The 25,902-nt window shown below is 64.5% G+C and carries 28 protein-coding genes; 11 read left to right on the top strand and 17 right to left on the bottom strand.

Features of this window, described 5'->3' with window-relative positions; translation table 11 throughout:
• Positions 1–9 precede the first annotated feature (9 nt).
• The 3 genes from CEQ44_RS08750 to CEQ44_RS25280 all read right to left on the bottom strand — a co-directional run bounded on the left by CEQ44_RS08750 (position 10) and on the right by CEQ44_RS25280 (position 2,410).
• Positions 10–894, bottom strand: a complete 885-nt coding sequence (locus CEQ44_RS08750) for a bestrophin family protein (protein WP_088190008.1) — start codon at positions 892–894, stop codon at positions 10–12.
• A gap of 54 nt (positions 895–948) precedes the next feature.
• Positions 949–1,260, bottom strand: a complete 312-nt coding sequence (locus CEQ44_RS08745; protein WP_088184398.1) for a hypothetical protein — start codon at positions 1,258–1,260, stop codon at positions 949–951.
• A gap of 286 nt (positions 1,261–1,546) precedes the next feature.
• Positions 1,547–2,410: a cold-shock protein gene (locus CEQ44_RS25280; protein WP_088190007.1), complete on the bottom strand. Its 864-nt coding sequence runs from the start codon at positions 2,408–2,410 to the stop codon at positions 1,547–1,549.
• Positions 2,411–2,693: 283 nt separating this feature from the next.
• On the opposite strand from CEQ44_RS25280, the gene CEQ44_RS08730 reads away from it, so the two are divergent.
• The 4 genes from CEQ44_RS08730 to CEQ44_RS24365 all read left to right on the top strand — a co-directional run bounded on the left by CEQ44_RS08730 (position 2,694) and on the right by CEQ44_RS24365 (position 4,929).
• Complete coding sequence (locus CEQ44_RS08730; protein ID WP_088190006.1) at positions 2,694–3,311, top strand: ribonuclease D; 618 nt, start codon at positions 2,694–2,696, stop codon at positions 3,309–3,311.
• Positions 3,312–3,332: 21 nt separating this feature from the next.
• Positions 3,333–3,980, top strand: a complete 648-nt coding sequence (locus CEQ44_RS08725) for an LPS export ABC transporter periplasmic protein LptC (RefSeq protein WP_088184396.1) — start codon at positions 3,333–3,335, stop codon at positions 3,978–3,980.
• Positions 3,980–4,543: an LptA/OstA family protein gene (locus tag CEQ44_RS08720; RefSeq protein WP_088184395.1), complete on the top strand. Its 564-nt coding sequence runs from the start codon at positions 3,980–3,982 to the stop codon at positions 4,541–4,543. The genes CEQ44_RS08725 and CEQ44_RS08720 overlap by 1 nt, the downstream gene beginning before the upstream one ends.
• Positions 4,544–4,653: 110 nt before the next feature.
• Complete coding sequence (locus CEQ44_RS24365; RefSeq protein ID WP_140419441.1) at positions 4,654–4,929, top strand: hypothetical protein; 276 nt, start codon at positions 4,654–4,656, stop codon at positions 4,927–4,929.
• Positions 4,930–5,236: 307 nt separating this feature from the next.
• Here the strand turns inward: CEQ44_RS24365 and CEQ44_RS08715 are convergent, their stop codons facing one another.
• The 3 genes from CEQ44_RS08715 to recQ all read right to left on the bottom strand — a co-directional run bounded on the left by CEQ44_RS08715 (position 5,237) and on the right by recQ (position 8,817).
• Entirely contained in the window at positions 5,237–6,262 is a 1,026-nt protein-coding gene (locus CEQ44_RS08715; RefSeq protein WP_088201811.1) for an IS110 family transposase, read from the bottom strand.
• A gap of 126 nt (positions 6,263–6,388) precedes the next feature.
• Positions 6,389–6,817 (bottom strand): TIGR01244 family sulfur transferase, encoded by a 429-nt coding sequence (locus CEQ44_RS08710; RefSeq protein WP_088185223.1) that lies wholly within the window; start codon positions 6,815–6,817, stop codon positions 6,389–6,391.
• 227 nt (positions 6,818–7,044) lie between these two features.
• Complete coding sequence (gene recQ / locus CEQ44_RS08705; RefSeq protein WP_088185224.1) at positions 7,045–8,817, bottom strand: DNA helicase RecQ; 1,773 nt, start codon at positions 8,815–8,817, stop codon at positions 7,045–7,047.
• A gap of 168 nt (positions 8,818–8,985) precedes the next feature.
• On the opposite strand from recQ, the gene CEQ44_RS08700 reads away from it, so the two are divergent.
• Entirely contained in the window at positions 8,986–9,276 is a 291-nt protein-coding gene (locus tag CEQ44_RS08700) for a GIY-YIG nuclease family protein (RefSeq protein WP_176400397.1), read from the top strand.
• A gap of 123 nt (positions 9,277–9,399) precedes the next feature.
• Here the strand turns inward: CEQ44_RS08700 and CEQ44_RS08695 are convergent, their stop codons facing one another.
• A complete protein-coding gene (locus CEQ44_RS08695; RefSeq protein ID WP_088185225.1) occupies positions 9,400–9,720 on the bottom strand; it encodes a hypothetical protein in 321 nt (106 codons plus the stop codon).
• A gap of 37 nt (positions 9,721–9,757) precedes the next feature.
• Between CEQ44_RS08695 and CEQ44_RS08690 the strand changes: the two genes are divergently transcribed.
• Positions 9,758–10,882: a serine hydrolase gene (locus tag CEQ44_RS08690; protein ID WP_088185226.1), complete on the top strand. Its 1,125-nt coding sequence runs from the start codon at positions 9,758–9,760 to the stop codon at positions 10,880–10,882.
• 116 nt (positions 10,883–10,998) lie between these two features.
• Here the strand turns inward: CEQ44_RS08690 and CEQ44_RS08685 are convergent, their stop codons facing one another.
• From CEQ44_RS08685 to CEQ44_RS08655, 7 genes are all read right to left on the bottom strand, one after another.
• Positions 10,999–11,784, bottom strand: a complete 786-nt coding sequence (locus CEQ44_RS08685; protein WP_088185227.1) for a PhzF family phenazine biosynthesis protein — start codon at positions 11,782–11,784, stop codon at positions 10,999–11,001.
• 61 nt (positions 11,785–11,845) lie between these two features.
• Positions 11,846–13,630, bottom strand: a complete 1,785-nt coding sequence (locus CEQ44_RS08680; RefSeq protein WP_088185228.1) for an SLC13 family permease — start codon at positions 13,628–13,630, stop codon at positions 11,846–11,848.
• Between the two features lie 381 nt (positions 13,631–14,011).
• Positions 14,012–15,103: a chorismate synthase gene (gene aroC, locus CEQ44_RS08675; RefSeq protein WP_088185229.1), complete on the bottom strand. Its 1,092-nt coding sequence runs from the start codon at positions 15,101–15,103 to the stop codon at positions 14,012–14,014.
• Complete coding sequence (locus tag CEQ44_RS08670) at positions 15,100–15,525, bottom strand: endonuclease domain-containing protein (protein ID WP_254913828.1); 426 nt, start codon at positions 15,523–15,525, stop codon at positions 15,100–15,102. Before CEQ44_RS08670 ends, aroC begins: the two co-directional genes overlap by 4 nt.
• A gap of 69 nt (positions 15,526–15,594) precedes the next feature.
• Entirely contained in the window at positions 15,595–16,401 is an 807-nt protein-coding gene (gene fabI, locus CEQ44_RS08665) for an enoyl-ACP reductase FabI (protein ID WP_088185231.1), read from the bottom strand.
• A complete protein-coding gene (locus CEQ44_RS08660; RefSeq protein WP_088185232.1) occupies positions 16,398–17,363 on the bottom strand; it encodes a YihY/virulence factor BrkB family protein in 966 nt (321 codons plus the stop codon). The genes fabI and CEQ44_RS08660 overlap by 4 nt, the downstream gene beginning before the upstream one ends.
• Positions 17,364–17,378: 15 nt before the next feature.
• Positions 17,379–18,299: a DnaJ C-terminal domain-containing protein gene (locus CEQ44_RS08655; protein WP_088185263.1), complete on the bottom strand. Its 921-nt coding sequence runs from the start codon at positions 18,297–18,299 to the stop codon at positions 17,379–17,381.
• A 183-nt stretch (positions 18,300–18,482) separates the two neighbouring features.
• Between CEQ44_RS08655 and CEQ44_RS08650 the strand changes: the two genes are divergently transcribed.
• From CEQ44_RS08650 to CEQ44_RS08640, 3 genes are all read left to right on the top strand, one after another.
• Positions 18,483–19,829, top strand: a complete 1,347-nt coding sequence (locus CEQ44_RS08650; protein WP_088185233.1) for a hypothetical protein — start codon at positions 18,483–18,485, stop codon at positions 19,827–19,829.
• A gap of 105 nt (positions 19,830–19,934) precedes the next feature.
• Entirely contained in the window at positions 19,935–20,510 is a 576-nt protein-coding gene (gene pdxH, locus CEQ44_RS08645; RefSeq protein WP_088185234.1) for a pyridoxamine 5'-phosphate oxidase, read from the top strand.
• Positions 20,511–20,667: 157 nt separating this feature from the next.
• Positions 20,668–21,999, top strand: a complete 1,332-nt coding sequence (locus tag CEQ44_RS08640; protein ID WP_088185235.1) for a dicarboxylate/amino acid:cation symporter — start codon at positions 20,668–20,670, stop codon at positions 21,997–21,999.
• A gap of 44 nt (positions 22,000–22,043) precedes the next feature.
• On the opposite strand, the gene CEQ44_RS08635 is transcribed toward CEQ44_RS08640, so the two are convergent.
• The gene (locus CEQ44_RS08635; protein ID WP_088185264.1) at positions 22,044–22,928 is read right to left on the bottom strand and encodes a bestrophin family protein; all 885 of its coding nucleotides are present in this window, start codon (positions 22,926–22,928) and stop codon (positions 22,044–22,046) included.
• A gap of 209 nt (positions 22,929–23,137) precedes the next feature.
• Here CEQ44_RS08635 and CEQ44_RS08630 point away from each other — a divergent pair, with 209 nt between their 5' ends.
• Positions 23,138–24,451, top strand: a complete 1,314-nt coding sequence (locus CEQ44_RS08630) for a dicarboxylate/amino acid:cation symporter (protein WP_088185236.1) — start codon at positions 23,138–23,140, stop codon at positions 24,449–24,451.
• A complete protein-coding gene (locus CEQ44_RS08625; RefSeq protein WP_088185237.1) occupies positions 24,448–25,047 on the top strand; it encodes a Pr6Pr family membrane protein in 600 nt (199 codons plus the stop codon). Before CEQ44_RS08630 ends, CEQ44_RS08625 begins: the two co-directional genes overlap by 4 nt.
• On the opposite strand, the gene CEQ44_RS08620 is transcribed toward CEQ44_RS08625, so the two are convergent.
• Both CEQ44_RS08620 and CEQ44_RS08615 read right to left on the bottom strand, forming a co-directional pair.
• On the bottom strand, positions 25,031–25,600 hold the full coding sequence (locus tag CEQ44_RS08620; protein WP_088185238.1) for an NADPH-dependent FMN reductase: 570 nt from the start codon (positions 25,598–25,600) through the stop codon (positions 25,031–25,033). The genes CEQ44_RS08625 and CEQ44_RS08620 overlap by 17 nt on opposite strands.
• A 114-nt stretch (positions 25,601–25,714) precedes the next feature.
• Complete coding sequence (locus tag CEQ44_RS08615; protein ID WP_088185239.1) at positions 25,715–25,897, bottom strand: hypothetical protein; 183 nt, start codon at positions 25,895–25,897, stop codon at positions 25,715–25,717.
• Between the last annotated feature and the right edge of the window lie 5 nt (positions 25,898–25,902).

Raw genomic sequence — 25,902 nt, 5'->3', positions numbered from 1 at the left:
CGACGCGTATCACCATAATATGCCCGCTTTGTCCGGGGCTAGCGGCGGCGGCGCGGGATCTCCTATCGCCTGTAGCAGGTCGATCTCGATCGTGCGGCACATGGCGCTAAGCGGCAGGTCGTGTGGGCTGTAGGCGAACGGATCGACCAGATCGTCGCCGATCGCCAGCACCGCCAGGAACATGAGGCCGGCAACAGTCGATCCCAGCGGCGTCGCCAGCCCCATGGTTTCGACCAGGCCGATGGGCAGCAACAGGCACATCAAATGGGTGAACAGCGTCGGAAAGAAGCGATATTGGACCGGCAAAGGCGTGTTTTTGAGCCGCTCCATACCGCCCTGAGCATTGGCGATATCGACCAGCACCGCCTCCATCGCCGCCTGCTGGATGGTATCGATCCGTCCCTGCCGCCGCGCATCGTCGATGCGCCGCCCGGTGCCGTCGAGCAGGCCATTGGCGATATTGGTGCGCGCCAGCGCCGGATCGTCATCCCCCTTCGCCAGGAAGCGGGCAACATCGGCGTCGGGCTTTTGCCGACGCAGTTGGCAGCGCAAGGCGTGGACATAGGCGATCTGGCGCAGGACGATGGCGCGCTTGGCCTCCCGCGCCTCTTCGGGCAGGAAATTGCGCGCCTGCCGCGCCAAGTTGCGGCTGGCGTTTATCATCAAGCCCCATAGTCCGCGCCCTTCCCACCAGCGTTGATAAGCCGAATTGCTGCGGAACCCCAGGAACAGGACCAGAGCCGACCCGAACAGCGTCAGTGGCAGGGACGGCGCGGTGAAGGGGATGATGAAATAGGTCGCGGTGACGACCACGTCCCATACGAACAGCAGCGCGAGCGGCTTCCATACCTCCCGGACGATCTGCTTGATACCTGGCGTTGCGGTGACGATCATGCCGGCGGACGCCCTGAGCGCGGGCGGGCGGGATGGGGAAGCCTTGCCACGGGATCAGTTGGCGCCAAACGCCTTAGCCGCGGCCATCTCCTCGCCCGCCGGCTTGGCGCGCGTCAGGCGGAACGCCCGCTCGCCATCCTTGCCTGTCGCCTGATCCCGGCGTTCGGCATATTTGTCCGATGCATTGGCCATCGCCTGCGCTACGCCGGACGCGGGGCGCACCGCGAACCAGTCGGCCCGGTCGATCGCGATCAGATAAGCGAGGCTCGCGAGGCCGAAGCTCAGGAGCATGAAGGAACCCGCCGCCTTTTCGATCATCGTGCGGCGATTCTTGTGGTCAGGCTGGTTCATGGGAATGACCTCCATCTGGTGTTGCAGGCCCCCAAACTAGGAAGCCGGCAAGATGGATGCATGGCGCGGCTGTAAGATAATATTGCTGTGCCGCAGCATGGGAGAAAGCCTGGCAGAAACGGGAATAAAGCAATAATTTGTTACGGACCATCAGTCTTAACGACAAATATATTTGCGTTTGCAGCATAACCATTGGGAGCGAAGATAGGCGATCCCGCACCGCCAAACGTAAAAAGGGCCGCCCTTTCGGGCGACCCTCTTGTCATCCTCTCCCCTGAAACAGGGATGGTCCGTCGGCGCCTTATTCGGCCTTCGACTGGAGGTTCACCGCAGCATATTTGCCGCGACGATCGACTTCCAGTTCGAAGTCCAGGCGGTCGCCCTCATTGAGGGCGGCCATGCCGGCGCGTTCGACGGCACTGATATGGACGAAGGCGTCAGGCTGGCCATCATCGCGCTGAATAAAGCCGAAGCCCTTCATTGCGTTGAAGAACTTCACCGTGCCGCTGGAACGCTCGCCGGTCAGCTGACGCTGCGGGCCGCCACGATCGCCACCAGCAGGGGCGCCGAAGCCACCAGCGCGGGGTTCGCGCGCTTCACGCGGCGGACCACGATCGGTGACGGGGAGCGGTTCGCCGTCGATGACCAGATCGGTCGCCGACACCTTGCCGCCACGATCGACCAGGGTGAAGCCGAGCGGCTGACCTTCAGCCAGACCGGTCAGGCCAGCCTGCTCGACAGCACTGATGTGCACGAACACGTCTTCGCCGCCATCGTCACGCACGATGAAGCCGAAGCCCTTCTGCCCGTTGAAGAATTTGACGACACCCTTGCCTTCGCCGACCACCTGGGCAGGCATGCCGCGACCACCGCCGCCACCGCCAGCGAAACCACCGCCGCCGCCGCCAAAGCCGCCGCCGCTACGGCCGCCGCCGCTACGGCCGCCGCCGAAGCCGCCGCCACCGCCGCGATCACCGCCGCCGAAACCTCCACGATCGCCGCCGAAGCCACCACCGCCGCCGCCGCCGAAGCGATCACCGCCGCCGAAGCCGCCGCCAAAGCCACCACCGCCACCGCGGCCGCCCTGATCGTAGAAATTGTCGTCGCCGAAACCGTCGCGCTTATCCTTGCCGCGCCCGCCGCGGCGACCTCTATCAAAACTCATGCCCTGTTAGTCACTTTCGCTTCGCCCCAAGACCAATCGGACAAACACATGTCGGGCGAATGACATGCAGAATCCACCGCAGACGCGGATTTGGGAATCACTATATCAACTTTTCAGCGGCGCGCGAATGATTTTCACTGTCGCGGTCCCGTTCCGTTCCAATTGGACGAAAAGCCCGCAATTTGTGGCGATCCGCGCGCGTCAGTCGGGCTTTGCATCGCCCTGCGCCGCCCGTGCAAAGCCTTAGATTGCGGTGCGACCGCTTTGGCCATAAGGGGAGGACATGACCGTCCATTTCCATGAAGAAGATCTGCCCGCGGGCGTGCTCGCCTCCGGCCCGATCGCCATCGACACCGAAACCATGGGGCTTATCACCCCGCGCGACCGCCTGTGCGTCGTCCAGATCAGCGATGGCAAGGGCGACGAGCATCTCGTGCGCTTCAGCCCCGACAGCGATTATGCCGCGCCCAATCTGCGCGCCGTGCTGGCCGATCCCGATCGGCTGAAACTCTATCATTTCGGCCGGTTCGACCTGGCGGCGATCAAACATTATCTGGGCGTGGTCGCAGCCCCCGTCTATTGCACCAAGATCGCCTCGCGCCTGATCCGCACCTATACCGACCGGCACGGGTTGAAGGAACTGGTGCGCGAACTGCTGGGCCAGGACATTAGCAAGCAGCAGCAGTCGAGCGACTGGGGTGGCCCCATCCTGTCGGACGCGCAGAAGGATTATGCCGCGTCCGACGTGCGCTACCTTCATGCGCTCAAGGCCGAGCTGGACAAGCGCCTGATCCGCGAAGGGCGGATGGAACTGGCCCAGGCCTGTTTCGACTTCCTGCCCCATCGCGCCGAACTCGACCTGGCCGGTTGGCCGGAGATCGACATTTTTGCGCATATGTAAGCTAGGCTGAAAGGTCCCACCATGTCCGTCCAGGCCGATCAGCAACGCGATGTCCGCCGCCAGTGGGCGCAGCCGGGCGGTAGTCACGACCGGCTGGTCGCGCTGCTCAAAAACTGGCTGCCGGTCGCGGTCGGCGTGCTGGCGGCCCTGTTGGCGACCGCGCCCTTCACCGGCGGCGACAAGGTCAGCTTCGTGCTCGACAAGAACAAGGTCGAGGTGGCGAAGGACCGGATGCGGCTGACCGAGGCGCTGTATCGCGGCGAGGACAGCAAGGGGCAGCCCTTCTCCCTGCGTGCTGGCTCAGCTGTGCAGAAAAGTTCGCGCGAGCCGATCGTGGATTTGAACAGCCTGTCGGCGCGCATCCTGCTGTCGGACGGCCCCGCCGTGCTGACCGCGCAAAAGGGGCGATACGACATGGACACCGAGCGGGTCGGGATCGAAGGGCCGGTGCAGTTCGAGGCGGCGGGTGGATATCGCCTGACCACCCGCGACGTCGGCATCGACCTCAAGACCCGGCGGATGCGCAGCGCGGGGCGCGTGGATGGGCGGATTCCGATCGGCACGTTCAGCGGCGACCATCTGGAAGCGGACATGGGCGCGCGCACGGTGACATTGAATGGCCGCGCGAACTTGCGCATCGAGCAAAATGGCCTCAAAGGGCGAAACTGATGACACGCACCCTGATCCTGCTCTCCACCGGCTTTATGGGCGCCGCCGCGATGATGTTCGCGGGCGTTAGCGCGCCGTCCTTCGCGCAGGTGATGATGAATCACGACAGCAATGCGCCGGTCAATTTCAACGCCGACCGGATCGAGGTGCAGGACCGCGCCGACCGCGTCGTCGTGTCGGGCAATGTGGAGGTGACGCAGGCCGGCATGACGCTGAACGCGGCGCGCATGACCGTCGCCTATAGCAAACAGCCGAGCGGCGGATCGAATGGCGTGGACATCGACCGGATCGACGCATCGGGCAATGTCGTCGTGACCAAGGCGGACCAGACCGCGCGCGGCAATGTCGCCATCTACGACCTCAACAGCAAGCTCATCACCATGTTGGGCAATGTGACGCTGACGCAGGGGGCGAACAAGCTGACCGGCGGGCGGTTGGTGATGGATTTGAACAGCGGCCGTTCGACCGTCGACGGGCGTTCGTCGGGCGGCGTGCCGGGCGCCGCGACCAGCCCCAGCGGGCGCGTGTCGGGGACGTTTACGGTGCCGCAGCGGAAGAATTGAGGCTGGGGTCGGCTGACGGGCGGAGTCTGGAAGCGACCATTTTTCGCCCTTGAAAATGCGTTCAGCTTTTCTCGATTGCGGACATTTTGGGTCGATGGCACCATGCCCGGATGCAGCGTTATCCATCCCACCAATCGGTCCCGTCTGCGATCCACGAACGAGTGTTCTTTGTGCTGTGGATTGTCATGTCCGCCTCAGCGATACTCGCAGATGGAATGGAGGTGAATGACCATCCTGATCGAGCGCATGAGATATTTTCGCACATGGGTATCGCGTTATTATGGTGCGTTCCATTTGGCGTGATTGGATTTGTTCTGCGTTGGCGGCGCTTAAAGAAACAGGCGAAGCGGCAAGCCTTCCTTTCTTCCGTTGCGAATTTGAAATAACGTCAGTTGTTCGCCTGTATCAGCGCAAACCTGACAGTCTCCTAACCATCTGTGGACGCCCCGCGCGACGCAAGCGGTAATTTGGAGTATTTGGCGCGTAGTCGGATGCTGCCATCTGTCCGGCCTCTGATGCAGCGATGAAGGCTGCGGGCCCGTATGGGAGTTCGCGGATCGGAACCACATCACCCTAAGCGTGCTGATGAAGCACGGTGGTTAGCCCTGGTTCTTCCGACCCCGTCTCGCCGACTGTTGTGCCATACCCTCCTTCGACCGACTTACGCCCCGACGACCTCTGGTCCGCTTTGGCTTACGCCGCCGCTGCGACCGGAGCAGTGTAATCCTCATTCTTCATCATGAGCGCCCAGACGATGCGCGCTGTCTTGTTAGCGAGCGCCACTGTTACGAGCATGCGTGGCTTGCGCGCCATCATCTGCTCCAGCCATGATCCCTTGGGCGCGCCCCGCTTGCTCGCCTGCAACACCACGGCGCTGCTGCCGATGATCAGCAACCGCCTGAGCGTTCGCTCGCCCATCTTTGAGATCGAACCCAGCTTCTGCTTGCCGCCCGTCGAGTGCTGCCGCGGCGTGAGGCCGACCCATGCGGCAAAGTCACGTCCCTTGGCGAAGGTGCCCGACGGCGGCGCAAGCGCCAGGATGGCAGTTGCCGTGATCGGACCGATGCCCGGGATCGTCATGAGCCGGCGTGCGAGAGCATCTTCGCGCGAACGGCGCACAATCTCCTTGTCGAGTGCGGCGATCTGCCGGTCGAGCATCGCCAGGCTGTCGAGCAGAAGCATGCAGACCGATCGCACGCCCTGGGGAACAGCCAATGGATCGGCGAGCAGCGCGGCAAGCTTTTCCAGATGGGCCAGCCCCTTGGGCGCGATCCAGCCATACTCGGTCATATGGCCGCGCAGGGCATTGCTGATCTGGGTCCGCTGCCGCACCAACAGGTCACGGCCCCGGAACACCATTGCCGCCGCCTGCTGCTCCTCTGTCTTCACCGGCACGAACCGCATGCTTGGTCGCTGGGCCGCCTCGCAGATCGCCTCGGCATCGGCCGCATCGTTCTTCTGACGCTTCACGAACGGCTTCACATAGGCCGGCGCAATCAACCGCACATCATGGCCCAGCTTGAGCAACTCGCGCGCCCAGTGATGCGCGCCGCCGCATGCTTCCAGAACTACCTGGCAACGCGGCTGTGCTGCGAAAAACGGCAACAGCTTCGCTCGGCTGATCTTCTTGCGAAGAAGCACATGGCCCGACACATCTACACCGTGCGCATGAAAAACATGCTTGGCGATATCCAACCTGATTATGCTAACTTCTGACATGGACGCCTCCCTCAAGTGGTGTTCAACACCTCCACTTTGGCACATCGATACCGTCGGGGGGCGTCCACCCCATCACCCTTTATCGCCATAGCAGCACGAAGGCGGCTATATGCGTCCGACCGCCGGTTACTGCGGCGCCAGCGCATCCATGATCTGACGCACAGGGCTGATATCATAGCCTGCCGCCGCAGCCTGCGCTGCCAGCACGTCGGCATTGTCGCCGGCGCGGGCGCGGGTCAGTGCCCAGAGGAGGGTGCTACGCGTGCCGGAACGGCAATAGGCCAGTAGCTTGCCGTCGCCCGCTTGTTCCAGCGCTTGCGCCATCCCGTCGAGCTGCCAGGGGGCAAAGCCGCCATGGGCGACCGGGACGGCGAGATAGGCGATGCCCGCGGTCTTGGCCGCCGCCTCGATCTCTGCGCCGTTGACCTGGCCCGGCTCTTCGTCGTCGGGGCGGTTGTTGATGATGAGGGTGACGCCCTGCGCCTTGGCTTGCTCGATATCATCGACGCTGATCTGCGGGGCGACAAGGATGCGGTCGGTCAGCTTGCGGAACATGGGATGCGTCTCCTTTGACGGACGCCATGCGCGCTCATATCCGAGGTTTCAAGAGACTCGGCAGCGTTCGGGCGCCGGGAAATAGGATTTCATGCGCTTAACTTCGCACATTTCCTGCCGGTTTCGACATTAGATATCCTACCAGCGACATATTGTTTCAACAGGCGTGATCGGCGATGCCAGTATAGCAAGACGGGCGGCGATAGGACAGCCAGGGCCGCCCCCTATCAGAGGAACGGCCGGATCGCGCTGAGGAAGGCGTCGCCCCAGGCGTCGAGCTTCTTCTGGCCGATGCCGCTGATATGGCTCATGGCCCGGATGCTGGACGGGCGCTGTTCGGCCATTTCGCGCAGCGTCGAATCGTGGAAGATCACATAGGGCGGCACGCCCGCCTCCTGCGCCAATTCGCGGCGGCAGGCGCGCAGCGCGTCGAACAGCGGATCGCCGACCGGATTGGCCTCCGCTCCGTTGCGGGCGTTGCGCTTGCCGCGTTCGCGCTTGGGCGGCATCAGGATGCGCACCTCTTCCTCTCCGCGCAGGATCGGCCGGGCGTTGGGGCCGAGCATCAGGCCGCCATGTTCGGTCGTCTCCAGCGCGTCACGGACCAGCAGCGCGCGCGATACCGGGCGCAGCAGCGCGGCGTCTTCGCCGGTCACGATACCATGCACCGAAATCTTGTCATGGCCGCGTTCGCGCACCTTGTCGTTGGGCGCGCCGGTTAGCACCGCCTCGATATGGCCTGCGCCGAAGCTCTGCCCGGTGCGATAGACGGCGGAGAGATATTTACGCGCGACTTGCGTTGCGTCCATGCTGGCCGGGGGCGACAGGCAATTGTCGCAATTGCCGCAAGTGGCGGGCGGCGATTCACCGAAATGGCGCAGCAGGATCGCCCGCCTACAGGTGGCGGTTTCGACCAGTGCGCCAAGCGCCGCAATGCGGGTGCGTTCGCCCTGCTGGCGGCTCGGTTCCAGTTCCATGATGCGCATCCGGGCGCGGGCGAAATCCTCCGCCCCCCAGAAGAGATGCGCGATCGCCGGTTCGCCGTCGCGGCCCGCGCGGCCCGATTCCTGATAATAGCCTTCGATCGATTTAGGGAGGCCCGCATGGGCGACGAAGCGCACGTCGGGCTTGTCGATGCCCATGCCGAAGGCGACGGTGGCGACCATCACCATATCCTCGCTGGCGATGAAGGCGGCCTGGTTGCGGGCGCGCACCGCAGGGTCCAGCCCGGCATGATAGGCGCGGACCGCGCGGCCGCCCTTCCCCAGCGTTTCGGCGAGTTTCTCAGTCGCGGCGCGGGTCTGGGCATAGACGATGCCGGGGCCGGGATTGGCGGCGACCAGATCGCCAAGCTGGCGCGTCAGGCCATCGCGCGGGTGGACGGCGTAGCGGATGTTGGGCCGGTCGAAGCCCGAAATGATGAGGCCGTCGCGCGGGATGCCCAATTGGACGAGGATATCCTCGCGCGTGTGCGCGTCGGCTGTCGCGGTGAGAGCCAAGCGCGGGACGTCGGGAAATTCGTCCAGCAACGGGCGCAACAGGCGATAGTCGGGGCGGAAATCATGGCCCCATTCGGACACGCAATGGGCTTCGTCGATCGCGAACAGCGCGACCTTCGCGGCGCGCAGCAGGTTGCGGAACGGCTCCTGGCTGGCGCGTTCGGGCGCGACGTAAAGCAGGTCGAGATCGCCATTGCGCAGCCGATCCTGCGTTTCGCGCCAGTCGGCGTCGACGCTGGTCAGGCTGGCGGCGCGCAAGCCCACGGCATTGGCGGCGCGCAACTGGTCATGCATCAGCGCGATCAGCGGCGAAACGACGACGCAGCAGCCGTCGAGCGCGGCGGAAGGAAGCTGGTAGCAGAGCGATTTGCCCGCGCCGGTCGGCATGATCGCCAGCGTGGGCTGGCTCGCCATGACGCGGCCGACCACCTGTTCCTGCACCCCGCGAAAGGCGGTGAAACCGAATATGTCGTGGAGAAGCGTGGGAATGTCGGGCCGCATGGGGTGGCCTTAGCGACTGGGGGGTGGTGGGGCTAGGGGGTTAGGGGGCGAAGATGAGTGGTTGGGGACTGGTGGGTTTACAGGAGCAATTGTTGTAGAGCAGTCATAAAATCCACCGTCACCCCAGCGAAGGCTGGGGTCTCAGGCGTTGAAGCGCTACGGTAGGGCATGGCGCGAGGCGGCTACACCTACATCATGACTAACAAGCCGAGGGGTGTTCTCTATGTCGGCGTCACAGCCGACATTGCAGCACGCGCCGAACAACATGGAAACGGCGCTGGTTCGGCTTTTTGCAAAAAATACGGACTGACGCGCCTCGTTCTGGTGGAACCACATGATGACATCACGCTCGCTATCGCACGCGAGAAGGCGCTCAAAGCCTGGATGGGGGAATGGAAAATCCGGCTTGTCGAAGAGAGGCATCCAGGTTGGCGCGATATGTCAGACATTATCTCGTGACCGCCTGAGACCCCAGCCTTCGCTGGGGTGACGATGAGGGAAACGGCCGCTTCCGGACAAAGGCACACCATGTTTTGAAGGCAAAAACTGGTCGTTTCCCGTCCCTCAAGAACCTCCGCCCCCTCACCCCACCGGATCGAGCAGGCACCCCCAGCCCGGCTTGAACCGCGCGGTGCGGCGGGCGAGCAGCGGGACGCTGGCCTCAACCGCGCGGCTGTCGGGCATGTCGGTCAGGCGCACCAGTTCCATGCCCGGTTCCTTGTCCGCCTCGCAACTGCCCATGGCGCGGCCTTCGACATAGCGGCAGGAACAGCCGATCCGCGCGCCATAGGCCGCGCCCAGGCGCGCGCGCGCGCTGAGCGTCGTCCATTGCCACGCGACGAGCGCGAGCAGCCCTAAAACAAGCAAGCCGCCCGATACCCACCATTTGCGTCGAACCACCATGGCCCTTTTCCATTCCGTTGCGTAAGGGCGGCGGCTTATGCAGATGGATAGCCGAATCGTAAAGCGCCTTGGGCTGGCGCTGGGCGCCGCAGGCGTCTTGGTCGCCGGGACGCTGGTCGTTCGCGCGGCCCCTGCCCCCGCGCCCGTCTATGCCGTGGCGAGCGACGCCGTCGTTGGCGCAGACGCGCTGCGCGCCGCGATCGACCCGTTGTTCGAGGATGACGCGATGGGCGAAACCCGCGCCCTGCTGGTGATGCGCGACGGCCAAGTGATCGCGGAGCGCTACGCCCCCGGCTTTGGTCCCGACACCAAATTACTGTCCTGGTCGATCGCCAAGAGCGTGACCGCGGTGCTGGTGGGGCTGATGGTGTCGGACGGGCGACTGGCGCTCGATTCGCCGGTGCCGGTCGCGGCGTGGAGCCAGCCGGGCGATCCGCGCGGCAAGATCACGTTGCGCCAACTGCTCCAGATGCGGTCGGGGCTGGACCATGTCGAGGATGGCGAACCGATTACCCGTGGCGATACGCCGCGCATGTTGTTCATGGACGGCGCGCAGGACATGCGCGCCTATGCCGAATCCAAGCCGCTGGCCCATGCGCCGGGCGCGGTCTTTTCCTATTCGACGGGCAGCAGCATCATCCTGTCCGACCTGATGACGCGGATGCTGACCAGCAGCGCCGATCCAGACATACGCCGACGGGCGATGCAGACCTTCATCGACGGGCGGCTGAAGGCGCCAGGCCAATTGTCCAGCCTGACGCCCGAATATGATGCGGCGGGCACGATGATCGGTGGCAGCCTATTACACATGACGGCGCGCGATTATGGGCGCTTTGGCGAATTGCTGCGCAGGAACGGCCGATCGCCCAATGGGCATCAGATATTGCCGGAAAAATGGGTGGCCTTCATGCGGACGCCATCGCCGCGCAATCCGGCCTATGGCGCGCATCTGTGGCTCAACCGGGAGAGTAGCGAGAGCGCGCTGATGCCGGGCCGGGCGCCCGACAGCCTGTTCGGCTGCGTTGGCCATAATGGACAATATATATTGATCTCCCCGTCGCAGCGGCTGACGGTGGTGCGGATCGGCATGTCGCCGGAGAAGGAACAGCGCGCGGCCGTGCGTGGCGCGCTGGCGCGGTTGATGGGGCTGTTTCCGGGGTAAGGACAGCCGGTCTTACCTCCATCCGTTCGGGCTGAGCCTATCGACGCCCTGCCCTTCTTCCAGCGCGGTAAAGGAAGAACGGCCCTTCGACAGGCTCAGGGCGAACGGAATGGGGGTTAGAGAAGAAAGCGCCCCTCGATCACCGTGCGGCATTGGCCGGTCAGGATGACGCGGTCCCCAGCCAAAGTGCAGCCCAGCCGCCCGCCCCGCGCGGATGCCTGATAGGCGCTGAGTTGCGCCTTCCCCAGCCGCGCCGCCCAAAAGGGCACGAGCAGGCTATGCGCCGATCCGGTGACGGGGTCTTCGTCCACGCCGCCGCCCGGCACGAAGACGCGGCTGACGATGTCGCTGTCGTCGCCCGGTGCGGTCGCTATCAGCATCACGTCGCCATGGCGCTTGAGCGCGGCGAAATCGGGGGTCAGCGCGCGCACGGCGGCGGCGTCGGGGAACAGGAAGAGGCTGTAGCCGCCCTCGCGCCAGTGCGATTCGATCGGTTCGCCGCCTAGCCCGGCGGCCAAGTCCGGCAGCGCCTTGGGCGTCATGCCCCAGGCAGGCAAGGACAGCGCATAACCGTCGCCGTCACGCGTGACCGTCAGGATGCCGGAATGGCGGGTGCGGAAGCGGATAGCCTCTCCCTTGAGCAACACATGGCCGCTCGCCAGTGTGGCATGGCCGCACAGCTTCACCTCGACCGTGGGGGTGAACCAGCGCAGGGCGTAATCCGCGTCGGGATCGTCCGGGGTCGGCACGGTGAAGGCGGTTTCGGAGAGGTTGTTTTCCGCTGCGATCGCCTGGAGCGTGGCGTCGTCCAGCCATGCGTCGAGCGGCATCACCGCGGCGGGATTGCCGGTGAAGGGCGCGTCGGCGAAAGCGTCGACCTGGGTGAAGGGCAGGCTGGTCATGGAATGGTCCTCGTCATTTCCGCCGTGATGGCGCGGCCGGGACCACGCGAACAGGGCCAGTTTAGCCCAGAAGGACCAATGCGCTGCATACCGCCAGACCGACGACGATGTTGATCGGCACGCCGATCCGCACGAAGTCGGCGAAGCGATAGTCGCCCGCGGCATAGACAAGCGCGTTGGTCTGATAGCCGATCGGCGTCGCGAAACAGGCCGATGCGCCGATCATCAAGGCGATCACCAGCGGGCGCGCGTCCACGCCCAACTGGTGCGCCAGCGCAATGGTGATCGGCGTCAGCAGCGCGGCGACCGCATTGTTGCTGAGCAGTTCGGACAATATGAGCGACGCGAAATAGACGATGAAGACGAGCGTCCAGGCCGGGGCGACCTGCATCAACGGCATGATCCAGCCGACCATCAGCGTTACGCTGCCCGCCTGTTCCAGCGCCAGCCCGACCGCCAGCATGGCGAAGATAAGGATCAGCACATCGCCGTCGATCGCGCCCCAGGCCTCCTCCGGGTCGATGCAGCGGGTGACCAGGATCAGGCCCACGGCGATCACGGCTGCCATGCCGATGCCCACCACGTCGAAGGCGGACAGCAGCACCGCGCCCGCCATCGCGGCGATCGCGATCCACGCCTTGCGCGGGCGGAAGGCGCGGGTGCGGCTGATGTCGACGCCGATCAGGTGCGGATTGTCCTTGAGCGCGCGCATGGCGTCATCTTCCCCCGCCACCAGCAACCGGTCGGCACCGCGGATGCGCGTTTCGGCGAGGTCAGGACCGGGCAGATGGCGCGCGCGATGGATGCCGATGATGCGCACGCGCAGCGCATGGAGGAAGGGAATGTCGCCCAGCCGCTCGCCGATTGAGGGATGGCTGGGCGCGACCATCGCTTCGACCACAGTGCCGTCCTGCGCGCTGGTGCGGGAATCGGCGGCCACGCCGAGGTCGAACTGGCCCGATTCGCGCAGCGTCATGATCGCCGCGCCGTCCGCCCGCACGATCAGGTGATCGCCGGATCGCAGTTCCTCTGTTTCCAGCCCTTGGCGCATGATGTCACCATGCCGCTTGAGGCCGAGCAGTTGCACCGATCGCCCAAACAGGCCCAGCGCGCCGATTTCGCGCCCTATATCCTCGCTATCCTGCGGCACGACCAGTTCGGTCAGATAATCCTGCACCGCCGCGCCGCCATTTTCGCCCGCGATCGACGGGGGATCGCTGGGCAGCAGAAAAGACAGGCAGAGCAACGCCACGATGCCCGCCGCCGCGCCCGCCGCGCCGTAAAGGCTGATGTCGAAAATGCCGAACCGATCCATGCCCTGTTCGGCGGCGATCCCCGCCACGACCAGATTGGTGGAGGTCCCCACCAGCGTCAGGCAACCGCCCAGCACCGCAATCACATTCATCGGGATCAGCAGCTTCTTGACCGGATAGCCGGTCGCTTGCGCCAGTTTGAACATGATAGGGATCAGCAGCACGACGACCGGCGTGTTGTTGAGGAAGGCCGACAGCAGCAACGCGCCCAGCGCCACTTCGGCCAGCGCGATCCGCGGATGCCGCTCCGCACGGGTCATGATGAGGTCGGCGACGCGCCCAATGACGCCGGTGCGGACCAGCGCGCCGGACAGGACGAACATGGCGCCAACTGTTAATGGCGCGCTGTTGGAAAAAACCGAGAACATCGCCTTTTCATTCAGCATGCCAAAGACGCCATAGGCACAGGCGCCGACCACGGCGATGACGGTGGGCGAATAGCGTTCGCGAACGAAAGCGACGAACATGCAGGCAAGGATCAGCAGGCCGATTTCCGCGCGGTAAACGCCCAGCAGCGCGCCGATGAAATGCATTTCGTCCCCCGTCGGATCGCGTGGTCGCGTGTCCTTCCACCGGTGGAACGAAATGGGCCAGCCATGGTTGCATGGCTGGCCCGTGTCGCGGCGTTAAGGGGACGTTTTGACCGTCAATCCGCGCGTGATGCGTGGTGACGCTCCCCAGGCTTACGCTCTGCCGCTCGCCCTCCCGCGGGCGATATCGGTCATACTATCGTAACAGGACCGAGTCGTCTCGCATCGAAACGATGTTCGGCGCGCGGTTGGCGCGGTTCGGCGCGCGGTTGGCGCGGTTCGGCGCGTCGATAGCGCCGACCGCCATTTGTTTCGAACGAAGGCGAGCAACGGGCAACGCCGCGCCACACGCTTCTCGACATGCTCGAAGCGAACGGGCGCGGGTTATTCCGGCCCTTCGCCGCATTGCGCGCGGTGGAGCAGTTTCTGGTCGGCCAGCACCAGCGCCATCATCGCTTCGACCACTGGCACGCCGCGAATACCGACGCATGGGTCGTGGCGACCCTTGGTGATGATATCGGACGCGTCGCCTTCGCGCGTCACGGTTTCGACCGGGATCAGGATGGAACTGGTCGGCTTGAAGGCGATGCGGACCTTCACCGGCTGGCCGGTGGCGATGCCGCCTGCGATGCCGCCTGCATGGTTGGCGAGGAAGACGGGGCCATCGTTGCCCCCATCCAAAGCAGGTCGCATCGGGTCCGCATTCTGTTCGCCGCGCAGGCTGGCGGCGGCGAAACCGTCGCCGATCTCGACGCCCTTGACCGCGTTGATGCTCATCATCGCGGCGGCGAGTTCGCTGTCGAGTTTCGCGTAGAGCGGCGCGCCCCAGCCGGCAGGGACGCCGGAGGCGATACATTCGACCACTGCGCCCAGCGAGGAACCGTCCAGGCGGGCTTCATCGACCAGCTTTTCCCAACGCTTGGCAGCGGCGACATCTGGGCAGAAAAAGGGGTTCTGACCAATCTGGGCGGCATCGAAATTATCATAGTCGATCGCGTCGCCGCCGATGGCGCTGACATAGGCGAAGATATCGACTTCGGGGATGACGGCGCGGGCGACGGCACCCGCCGCGACCCGGCTTGCGGTTTCGCGCGCGGAGGAACGCCCGCCGCCGCGATAGTCGCGAAACCCATATTTGGCGTCATAGGCATAGTCCGCATGGCCGGGGCGATAAGCCTTGGCGACGTCGGAATAATCCTTCGACCGCTGATCGGTATTCTCGATCATCAAGCTGATCGGCGTGCCGGTGGTGCGCCCTTCGAACACGCCCGACAGGATGCGCACTTCGTCCGCTTCGCGCCGCTGGGTGGTGAATTTGGAGGTGCCGGGCTTGCGCAGGTCGAGCCAGGGCTGGATATCCGCTTCGCTGAGCGGGAGGCCGGGCGGGCAGCCGTCCACGACCGCGCCGATGGCAGGACCATGACTCTCGCCCCAAGTGGTGAAGCGGAATACGCGACCAAAACTGTTGAAACTCATATATTCCTCTCCCCTTGAGGGAGAGGAAGGGGCCCGCTCGGCGCAGCCGAGCGGGAAGGTGAGGGGTCAGCGCGCGCCGTCATCAAAATTGCCTCCAAAACCCCTTCGATATTACGCATCACATCCACATTGGCGAAACGGATCGTCCGAAACCCCTCGCGCTGCAATATCTGGGATCGCTGCTCATCGGCTGCTTCCCTAGCGGCATGGCCATCGCCGTCAACTTCGATGACCAGCCGGAGATCGGCGGCATAGAAATCCGCAATGAAGCCTACCAGCCAGACCTGCCGACGAAATTTGATACCGTCCAACTGCCGGTTGCGCAGTTTCGACCAAAGTCGCTTTTCCGGCTCGGTCGGATCGCGACGCATGGCGCGCACCCTGTTCAGGGAGTCAGCATTTTCAGGATCGGGTCGTCGCATAGCCCCCTCACCCTCCCATCGCTTCGCGACGGGCCCCTCCCTCTCCCCCGAGGGGAGAGGGTTTTAGCCTCACTTATCCAGCGCGATGTCCGGCGCGTCTTCGGCCTTCATGCCGATCACGTTATAACCCGCGTCGACATGATGGATTTCACCGGTCACGCCCGACGCCAGGTCGGACAACAGGTAGAGCCCCGCGCCGCCGACATCCTCGATCGTCACGTTGCGGCGCAGCGGGGAGTTCAGTTCATTCCACTTAAGGATATAGCGGAAGTCGCCGATGCCGCTGGCGGCGAGCGTCTTGATCGGGCCAGCGGAGATGGCGTTGACGCGGATATTTTCCGGCCCCAGGTCCATCGCCAGATATTTGACGCTGGTTTCCAGCGCCGCCTTGGCCACGCCCATGACGTTATAATGGGGGATGACCTTTTCCGCGCCATAATAGGAAAGCGTCAGGATGCTGCCGCCGTTCGGCATCAAAGCGCGGGCGCGGCGGGTGACTGCCACAAAACTGTAAGCAGACACGTTCATGGTCAGCAGGAAATTCTCCAGGCTGGTGTCAACATAAAGGCCGCGCAGTTCATTCTTGTCGGAAAAGCCGATCGCGTGGACGACGAAATCGATCGTGCCCCAGCGCGCTTCCAACTCGGCGAAGGCGGCGTCCAGCTTGTCCATGTCTGTGACGTCGCAATCGATCAGGAAGTCCGAGCCGACCTGCTCCGCCAGCGGCCGCACGCGCTTGGCCAGCGCGTCGCCCTGATAGGAAAAGGCCAGTTCCGCGCCCTGCGCGTGCAGTTGCTGGGCAATGCCCCAGGCGAGCGACTTGTCGTTCGCTAGCCCCATGATGAGGCCGCGTTTTCCTGTCATCAAGCCGTTCATATCGTCGTTCCATTCCCTGGGTCTTTCGCCGCCGCGTCCAGTTCCTCTTCGGGAAATTCCGCCAGCGCCGCATTCAATTCCGCGCCAATTACCACGCCAAGCCCAACGAGAAAGAAAAAAATGAGGGAGATCATGACGCCCGCCAGGCTGCCATAGGTGCGGCCATAGCCGCCCAGCAGCGACAAAGTGGGCGGCAACAGCAACACCGTGCCATACCACCAGAGCGATGTCGCCACCGCACCAGGCCATTTGGGGAAGCGGCGCGACTTGTAGAGGGTCGGCGTCAAGGCCGCGAACAGCGACCAGAGCGCAAGGCAGGTGATCGCCATCGGCACAAGCTTGGCGGACGCGACCAGCCCGATGGCGTCGTCGGCCCAGGGCAGGATATTGGTGAGAAACTGATCTAGGCCGGCGATGACCACCTGAAGCGAAAAGGCGAACATCAACGCGAAGACGCTGACCAGCGTGATGCCGATCGCGCCCAGCCGATAGCGCCAGAAAGGCTTGGTGCTTTTCGTGCCATAGGCGCGGCGGAGAATGTCGCGGATCGTTTCGATGAGGCTGCCGACCGTCCAAAGACCAACGAGGCCGCCCAACCACAGCAGCGGACCGCTGCGCGCGGTCAGCACATCGCTGATCGGCTGACGCACCACATCGGCGACGCCGCGCGGGACGGTCGTGAGGAAGGCATTAACCGCCTGCACACCGTCATGGGTGCGGCCAAAGATGCTGGCCACCGCCGCCGCGACGATGAAGAAGGGGAAGAGCGTCATCAGCGACAGATAGGCCAGATTCCCGGCATGGATGAAGCCGTCGCTATAGGTGCCGACCGCCACCCGCTTCGCCACCTCGAAGATGTGCGATCCCGGCCGGACCCGGTCCATCTGCCTGTGAAAATGGGCGCGCGCGCCATGCCCATGCTGACGACGGGATTCGGGCGACAGGGGCGATGGCATCGGCATGGACGGCCTAACGCATCACACGCCCAGATGGGCGCGCACCGGCCGTTCGTCCCGCCAGTTTTCGACCAGCGCCTGGATCGCCGGGTCGTCGGCCGGCACGTCGATCTGCAAGGTCACTAGCTGGTCGCCCCGGTTACCGTCTTTGCCGGTAAAGCCCTTGCCGCGCAGCCGCAGCGTCTTGCCCGACGATGCGCCCGCGGTCACGCCCAGCATCACCGGGCCATCCACCGTCGGCACCTTGACCTTGCCGCCCTTCACCGCCTCATCGAGAGTGATGGGCAGGTCAAGCAGCACATTGTCGCCATCGCGGGTGAAGAAGGGGTGTGGCTTGACCTCGATCGTGACGATCGCGTCGCCCGCGCCGCCCGGCCCGGCCTGCCCCTTGCCCGACAGGCGCATCTGCGTGCCGCTTTCCACCCCGGCGGGCAGCTTCAAATCGATGGTCTTGCCGTCCTGCAAGGTGATCCGCTGCGGCGCGAGGGTGGCCGCGTCGGTGAACTGGACCGCCAGCCGATAGGCGACATTGGCGCCCTTTGGCGGCGGCGCCTGCCGGCCGAAACCGCCGCCCGCGCCCGCCCGGCGCCCCGCGCCGCCGAACAGCCCTTCGAAAATATCGCCGAAATCCGCGCCGCCGGATTCGAAGCCGGCACCGGGCTGGCCGCGAAAACCGCCGCCCGCGCCACCGCCGCCGCCATAGCCGAAGGGCGCGGCCGGATTGCCGTCACCGTCAATCTCGCCGCGATCGAAGCGGGCGCGCTTGTCCTTGTCGGACAGAAGATCATAGGCGTTGGTCACGGCGGAAAATTTGTCCGCTGCTTGTGGGTTGTCCTTGTTCTTGTCGGGGTGAAGCTGCTTGGCGAGCTTGCGATAGGCGGATTTGATCTCCGCATCGGTCGCGCTGCGCGTCACACCCAGAAGGGAATAGGGATCGGCCATCATTCTACCTGTTGCACAAAAGCATCACTTGCCGACTATGTGGACGATACGCGCCTGATATTCAAGGCGGGGATGTGCCCGATCCATCGCCCATAACCCGAATGGGGTATGCGCGTCGCCCCCTGGACTGTTAGCCGCTTGCCGCCCGCCGGGGGATGGCGGGCGCATGGGAGGGGTTGAAAAATGCAGAAATTTGGATGGCGCTCGCTTGCCGTCATGGCCGTGGTCTGGGCGGTCGCGCCCGTTGCACAGGCGCAGGTTGGCCCGCCGCCGCCTTCGCCGCAACAGTTGGATGACATTCAGAGCCTGTTCCGCATCGGCGTGACGCTGGGCATAGGCGGCGGGGCGACGATCACCGACAGCTATGGCCTGGACATCGCCAATGACGGTCAGGACTTCATGAACCCGCAGCGGCTGCGCGAACGCTATGGCGCACGCTATAATGATCGGCTGCCGGTCAGCGGCGTAATCGATTTCCGCGGGCTGCCCATTTATGGCTTCTACGACACCAACAGTTCGGTGTTCCGCATCGCCATCCCCGCGCTCGACGCGGAAGGGGAAGTCTATCAGAATCGCTTCAACGGGGTGACGCGCCAGGCCTCCTACGACCTGTTCAACAGCTATCTCAACGATATCGACAGCGCAGAGGCCGAACGGCTGGTCCGCCTGTTGCTCAAATCGCTGGCGCGCTATTCGCCGATCGATCCGCTGGCGGGCAATCCCGGGTCGGTGCAGAGCGGGTTGGTCCGGGCGAGCCTGGACCTGTCGTCGGGCGACTCCGCAATCGAGCAGGATGCAGCCAACAGCGGCGGCACCAACACGGCCGGCGATCCCTGGATCATGGGCGCCAATTATAATGGCGGGTCTTCGAACGGCGGCCGGTACGACTTCATGCGGATCGACGGGCGGGTCGCCCGCAGCTTCCGCCTGACCGAAGGCGGCCGCGCGCTGCTGAAATTCGACCTGCCGGTCAGCTATTCCGAAGTGAACGGCGCGCGTGCCGCCACCGCCCAGTTCGGCGTCGGCGTGGAAGTTCCGGTGATCGCCCGCCGCTGGTCGCTGGAACCACGCGTTGGTTATGGCATCACGGCGTCCGATCAGCTCGGTTCGGTCGGGAACATGCTGTCCGCCACCGTCGCCAGCCGCTATGTGCTCGATGGCCTGGGTCGCGGTCGGCTCGTGATCGGCAACATGGTCGGCTATACCACGACGCTAAGCACCGGCATCACCGGCTATAACGTCAATCCGGGCTTGAAGAACTGGGCGTTCCGCAACGGCCTGGCCTATGACCTGCCGCTCAAGTTCCGTGGCCTGGGGCGCAACACGTCGGCGCGGGTCAGCTACGCCTTGACCAACTATGCGGGCGACAAGCTCTATTATAACACATTCCACGAAGTGACGCTGTCGCTGGGCCTGCGCGGTCGCGAGGAAAGCGCGCGCAACGCTCGCGACCTCATCCGCTTCAACATGAACCTCATCAAGGCGGGCGGCTATACCAGCTGGTCGGCAGGCCTGGGCTTCCGCTTCTGATCCTTCAGGCACGATCCGGGGCGAGCGCTGGCCGCCCCGGATCGTGCCTCCGCTTGGCGACAGGGACATATCGACAGCGGCCGGGCCGCCGCCTAAAGACCGGGCATGACCGATCCCTTCGCCCTGTTCGACGCCTGGTATGCGCAAGCGCGCGATACCGAAATCAACGATAGCAACGCCATGGCGCTGGCCACCGCCGACGCGCGCGGGCGGCCGTCCGTCCGCATGGTGCTGCTGAAAGGCCATGGCCCGGACGGCTTCGTCTTCTACACCAATTTCGAGGGGCGCAAGGCGGGCGAGCTGCTGGAAAACCCGCATGCCGCGCTGCTCTTTCACTGGAAATCGCTGCGTCGCCAGATCCGCATCGAGGGCGCAGTCGGCCCGGTGGACGACGCGACCGCCGACGCCTATTTCGCAACCCGTGGCCGCGACAGCCAGTTGGGCGCCTGGGCCTCCGACCAGTCCCGCCCCCTGCCCGATCGCCAGACCTTCAAGGACCGGTTCGACGCGGTCAGCGCGCGATTCGAGGGCGGCCCGGTGCCGCGCCCGCCGCACTGGTCTGGCTTCCGCCTCACGCCCGAACGGATCGAATTCTGGCAGGATCGCGAACATCGGCTGCACGAACGCCGCCTGTTTGATCGAAGCGGTGATGGCTGGCGCGAAGGGCTGCTTTACCCCTAGGTGCGCACGGCCAAGGGCGTGGAAAGACGGCGCTGCTTCGTCTTCCCTGATGCGACTGGACGCGCCGCGATTGCCGGTGGCCCATGCGCCTGTTAGGTGTCGGCCTGACAGATGAGCACTAGGCGGGGGCTGCGCACCGGCAGCCTAAAGGGATTTGATGCGAAACAGACTGACAGCCTTCATCCTCATCGGCATGGTCCTGGGGGTGCTGACCGGCTTTGCGGCCAATCTTTGGGTCGGCGGCGATGAAACGCTGGCGAAGGATGTGGCGGGTTATTTCCACCTTCTGGCCGATATATTCCTGCATCTTATCAAGATGATCATCGCGCCGCTTGTCTTTTCCACGCTGGTCGCGGGCATCGCCCATATGGGCGACAGCGCGGCACTGGGGCGGATTGGCGGGCGGGCGCTCGCCTGGTTCATCATCGCCAGCCTGATTTCGCTGACGCTGGGCCTGATCTTCGTCAATTTCTTCGCGCCCGGCGAGGGTCTCAACCTCGTTCGCTCCGGCGCGGATGCGGGTGTGAATACCGAAGCGCTCAACTTCCGCGATTTCATTTTGCACGTCTTCCCGACTTCCATGATCGGGGCGATGGCGGACAACCAGATTCTGCAGATCGTCGTCTTCTCGCTGTTCGTCGGCGTCGCGCTCACCGCCATCGGCGACAAGGGCAAGCCGATCATCATAGTGATCGAGGCGATGGTCGAACTGATGTTGCAGGTGACCGGCTATGTCATGCGCGTGGCGCCCTTCGCGGTGTTCGGCGCGCTGGCGTCATCCATCACAATACAGGGCCTGGGCGTCCTCAAAACCTATGGCGCGCTGGTCGGCGAATTTTACATCGCCCTCTTCTGCCTGTGGCTGCTGCTGTTTGGCGCGGGGTCGATTTTCCTGGGCAAGCGGATGTTCAAGCTGATCCGCTATGTCCGCGAACCGATATTGATCGCCTTTTCCACCGCCTCGTCCGAAGCGGCTTACCCCAAGATGCTGGAGCAGCTCGACCGCTTCGGCATCCCGCGCCGCATCTACAGCTTCGTGCTGCCGCTCGGCTACAGCTTCAACCTCGACGGGTCGATGATGTATTCGACCTTCGCAACCATCTTCATCGCCCAGGCCTATGGCATCGACCTGCCGATCGCGACGCAGATCACCATCCTGCTCGTGCTGATGGTCACCAGCAAGGGCATCGCCGCGGTGCCGCGCGCATCGCTGGTCGTGGTCGCCGCGACGCTGGGCCAGTTCGACCTGCCGGTGGAGGGCATCGCCTTCATCCTGGCGGTCGATCATTTCATGGACATGGGCCGCACCGCCACCAACGTGCTGGGCAACGCCATCGCCACGTCGGTCATCACCAAATGGGAAGGGATGCTGGAGGTCGAGGAGCCAGAAGACGTGCCACATCCCAAGGCGCCCGCCCATGGCGCCGCCCATGGTCGGGCGGGGCTGGAGCTGGCGTCCGACATGGTGGACGAAGACCGCAAGGGCTAAGCAAGCGCTGGCCTGTTCCCGCGCGCGCGGGAACACAGCCTCCTTCACCACAGCACGCCGCGTACCGGCTTGACCGGCTCCGGCGCGGCGTCGCCGATCGACTGAAGCAAGTCGATCTCGATCGTCCGACACATCGCCGTCAAAGGCACGTCATGCACGGTATCGCCAAAGGGGTCGGTCAGATCGTCGCCGATCCGCAGAACGGCGACGAACATCAGGCCCGCCACGGTGGAGCCGAGCGGCGTAGCCAGGCCCAGCGTCTCCACCAGGCCGATCGGCAGGAACAGACAGAACAAATGCGTGAAGATGGTCGGCAGATAGCGATATTGTACCGGCAGTGGGGTGTTTTTCAGCCGTTCCATGCCGCCCTGCGCATTGGCGATGTCAACCAGCACCGCTTCCATCTGCGCCTGCTGGATCGTGTCGATCCAACCTTCGCGCCGGGCGATGTCGATCCGTCGCCCGGTGCTATCCAACAGACCATTGGCCGGATTGGTGCGGGCCAGCGCGCGGACTTTGTCGCGCTCCTCTAGAAAGGCCGTCACGTCTTCGCCGATCGGCTGGCGGCGCAACTGACAGCGTAGCGCGTTCACATAGGCGATCTGGCGCTTTACAATTTCGCGTTTCATGTCGCGGGCCACAGGATCGGGCAGGAAATTGCGCGTGGCGCGCGCCAAGCTGCGCGAGGCGTTTATCATCGCGCCCCACAGCACCCGCCCTTCCCACCAGCGTTGATAGGCGCTGTTGGACCGGAAGCCCAGGAACAGGGCGAGCGCCGTACCAAAAATGGTCAGCGGCAGCGACGGCGCCTTGAAGGGCAGAATATAATAAGTGAGGGTAACGGCGCAGTCCCACACGAACAGCGCCGTGAGCGGCTTCCACACTTCGGACGCCATCCGGCGCATGCTGGGGACAGGATCGATGATCATATACATCTCCGGGATCGGGCGGTGGACCCCGCCATGCCAATAGGGTTCTGTCGGGCCATCCGTCGGCCAGCTCGCCGTCGGATGCGTAAAGTTGCGATGGCGGCAACGCGCGGCTGCGGAAAAATGCTCCGTTAGCGAAACGAAATAGTGCCCGGCACGCAACCCGCGCCATCATGGCTCGTTCAAGGACGATCCAACCGGAGACGTCGATGACCAGCCACCAGTTAGAGACGGACCGCAAGACAGGCGCGCTTTCGCTCCAGTGGCAGATGCTGGGCGGCTTCCTCATCGGTCTGATCCTGGGGCTGGCAGTCTATATGGCGGCGCCTGACGCGCGCTGGGTCGATGCCGTCACCACCTATGTCACCGGGCCGATTGGACAGGTGTTCCTGCGTCTGTTGTTCATGCTGGTCATCCCGCTGCTGGTGTCGGCGTTGATCGTCGGCATCGCCGAAATGGGCGAGATGCGCTCGCTGCGGCGGATCGGCCTGCGCACCCTCGCCTATACGCTGGTGGTATCGGGCATCGCCGTCGTCATCAGCCTGGTCCTGGTCAACATGCTGCGGCCGGGCGGCGGGGTCGATCCGGCGACGGCGCAGGCGATGCTGGCCGATGCGGGTGCGGGGGCCAAGGCGATCCTGGCCCGTAGCGGCGACACGCCGACGGGCATGCAGGCGCTGGTCGCGATCATTCCCGACAATATCGTCGCGGCGATGGCCAATAACGACATATTGGCGGTGATGGTCTTCGCCCTGTTCTTCGGCATCGGGCTGGTGCTGGTGCAGACCGACCAGTCGAAGATATTGCTGAACGCGATGGAGGGTCTGTTCGACGTGTCGATGCGGCTCATCGGCATCGTCATCCGCCTCGCCCCGATCGCCATCGCCTGCTTCATGTTCAACCTGGCGGCGCAATTCGGCTGGGACTTGCTGATCCGCCTGTCCGCCTATGTCGGCGTCGTGCTGCTGGCGTTGGCGATCCAGATGTTCATCGTTTATCCGCTGCTGATTGCCCTGCTTGCGCGCCGCCCCCCCCTCGCCTTCTTCGCGGCGGCGCAGGAGGCGAGCGTGATGGCCTTCGCCACCGCTTCCTCCAACGCCACCCTGCCCACCGCCATCCGCGTGGCGGAAGACAAGCTGCACCTGCCGCGCCGCGTCGTCCGCTTCGTCCTGACCATCGGCGCGACCGCCAACCAGAATGGCACCGCGATGTTCGAAGGCATCACCGTTCTCTTCCTCGCCCAGTTTTTCGGCGTCGATCTCAGCCTGGCGCAGCAGTTGATGGTGATGCTGGTGTGCATATTGGGCGGGGTCGGCACCGCGGGGGTGCCCGCCGGATCGCTGCCGGTGGTAGCGATGATCCTGGGCATGGTCGGCGTGCCGCCCGAAGGCATTGGGCTGGTGCTGGGGGTGGACCGATTCCTGGATATGTGCCGCACCAGCCTCAACGTGACGGGCGACCTGGTGGCGGCCACCGTGATCGCGGCGGGCGAAGCGGATGGACGGGAGCGCGTGGCGGCATGACGCGCGACCGCTTCTGCGCTGCGGTTGTCGCGCTGGTGGCCATGGCTGGCCTGGCGATCCAGTTCGAAGCGACTTTTGCGCAGAACGGGTCCGTCGCGGAAACGCTGTGGATATTGCTGCGCTTCTTCACGGTGTTGACCAACATGGCGGTCACCCTGACCTTTGCCGCGATCGCCATGGGGCGGCCGGTGACGCCGCGCTGGCTGGGCGGCGTGCTGCTGGCGATCCTGCTCGTCGGCATCATCTACGGCCTGCTGCTGCGGGGCCTGCTGTCGCTGAGCGGCGGGGCGCTGCTGGCCGATATGTTGCTGCACAAGGTGACGCCGCTGCTCACGCCGCTCTGGTGGATCGCCTTTGCGCCCAAAGGACGGCTTGGCTGGCGCGATCCCTGGATATGGGCGCTTTTTCCCGCGCTCTACCTGCCCTACGCGCTGCTCCGCGGCACGATGGAGGGGATATATGCCTATCCCTTCATCAATGTCGCGAAACTGGGCATCGGCCAGGTGGCGCTCAACGCCGTACTGATCGCCGCCGGCTTCGTCGCGGCGGGCTATGCGCTGGTGTGGATGGACCGGCGGTTCAGCGCACGGCCTTAGCCGCCTCCGCCCACCAGACCAGGTTCTTCGCGAACCCGGCAAAGCCGCGTTCCAGCGCCGCGCCGCCCTCACCCAGCGGCTGGGACTGTTCGTCCAGCGTCTGACCGATCTGGCCGACGCTCAGCCGTTCCGGCACCACCGCCATGCCCATGGCCGATACCGTCACCGTCCAGTCGGCATGGCTGTTGACGCCGGCAAAACGCCCCATCGAATAGCTGGCGATGGCGGCAGGACGGCGGTCGAACTCTTTGAGATAATGATCGACCAGATTTTTGAGGCCCGGCTGCATCCCGCGATTATATTCGCCCGCCACGAAGACGAAAGCATCGGCTGCGGTCAGACGGTCGGCCAGCGCCGCCATCGCGGCGGGCGCTTGCCCGGCCGGATAGTCGCTATAGCGCAGGTCGAGCATGGGCAGGTCGACCGCCATGGCATCGATCAGTTCGGCCTTATGCCCCAGTCCCTCGAACCCACGCACCAGATAATCGGCCAGCCGGATGCCGAGCCGACCACGGCGATAGGAGCCGTAGAGGACGAGAATGTCGAGCGCCATGCGAAGCCTTCCCTATTGGTAGAGGGGCGGTCTTCGCATGGCTGTGTGGCGGGGTCCAGACACGACGCTCACGCTATCCGTTTCTCGACTTCGCTCGAAACGAACGGATGTTATTCAGCGCAGCTTGGCGATGTTCAGGCTGTCTTCCTTGGCCCGCGCCTTGACTGATTCCTCGGTCCGGGTCAGCGCCTTGGCGATGGCTTTCAGGCCCATGCCCTTCTTGGCCAGCGTGTGCAGTTTCTGGATCTCGTCCTGGGTCCAGGCCTGCTTGTGGCGCTCGAAGCGTTGTTCGGCCATGGCCC

The sequence above is a fragment of the Sphingobium sp. Z007 genome (assembly GCF_900013425.1).
GTDB lineage: Bacteria > Pseudomonadota > Alphaproteobacteria > Sphingomonadales > Sphingomonadaceae > Sphingobium.
The sequence above is the reverse complement of the archived record's forward strand: the minus strand, read 5'-3'. Positions and strand labels throughout refer to the sequence as shown.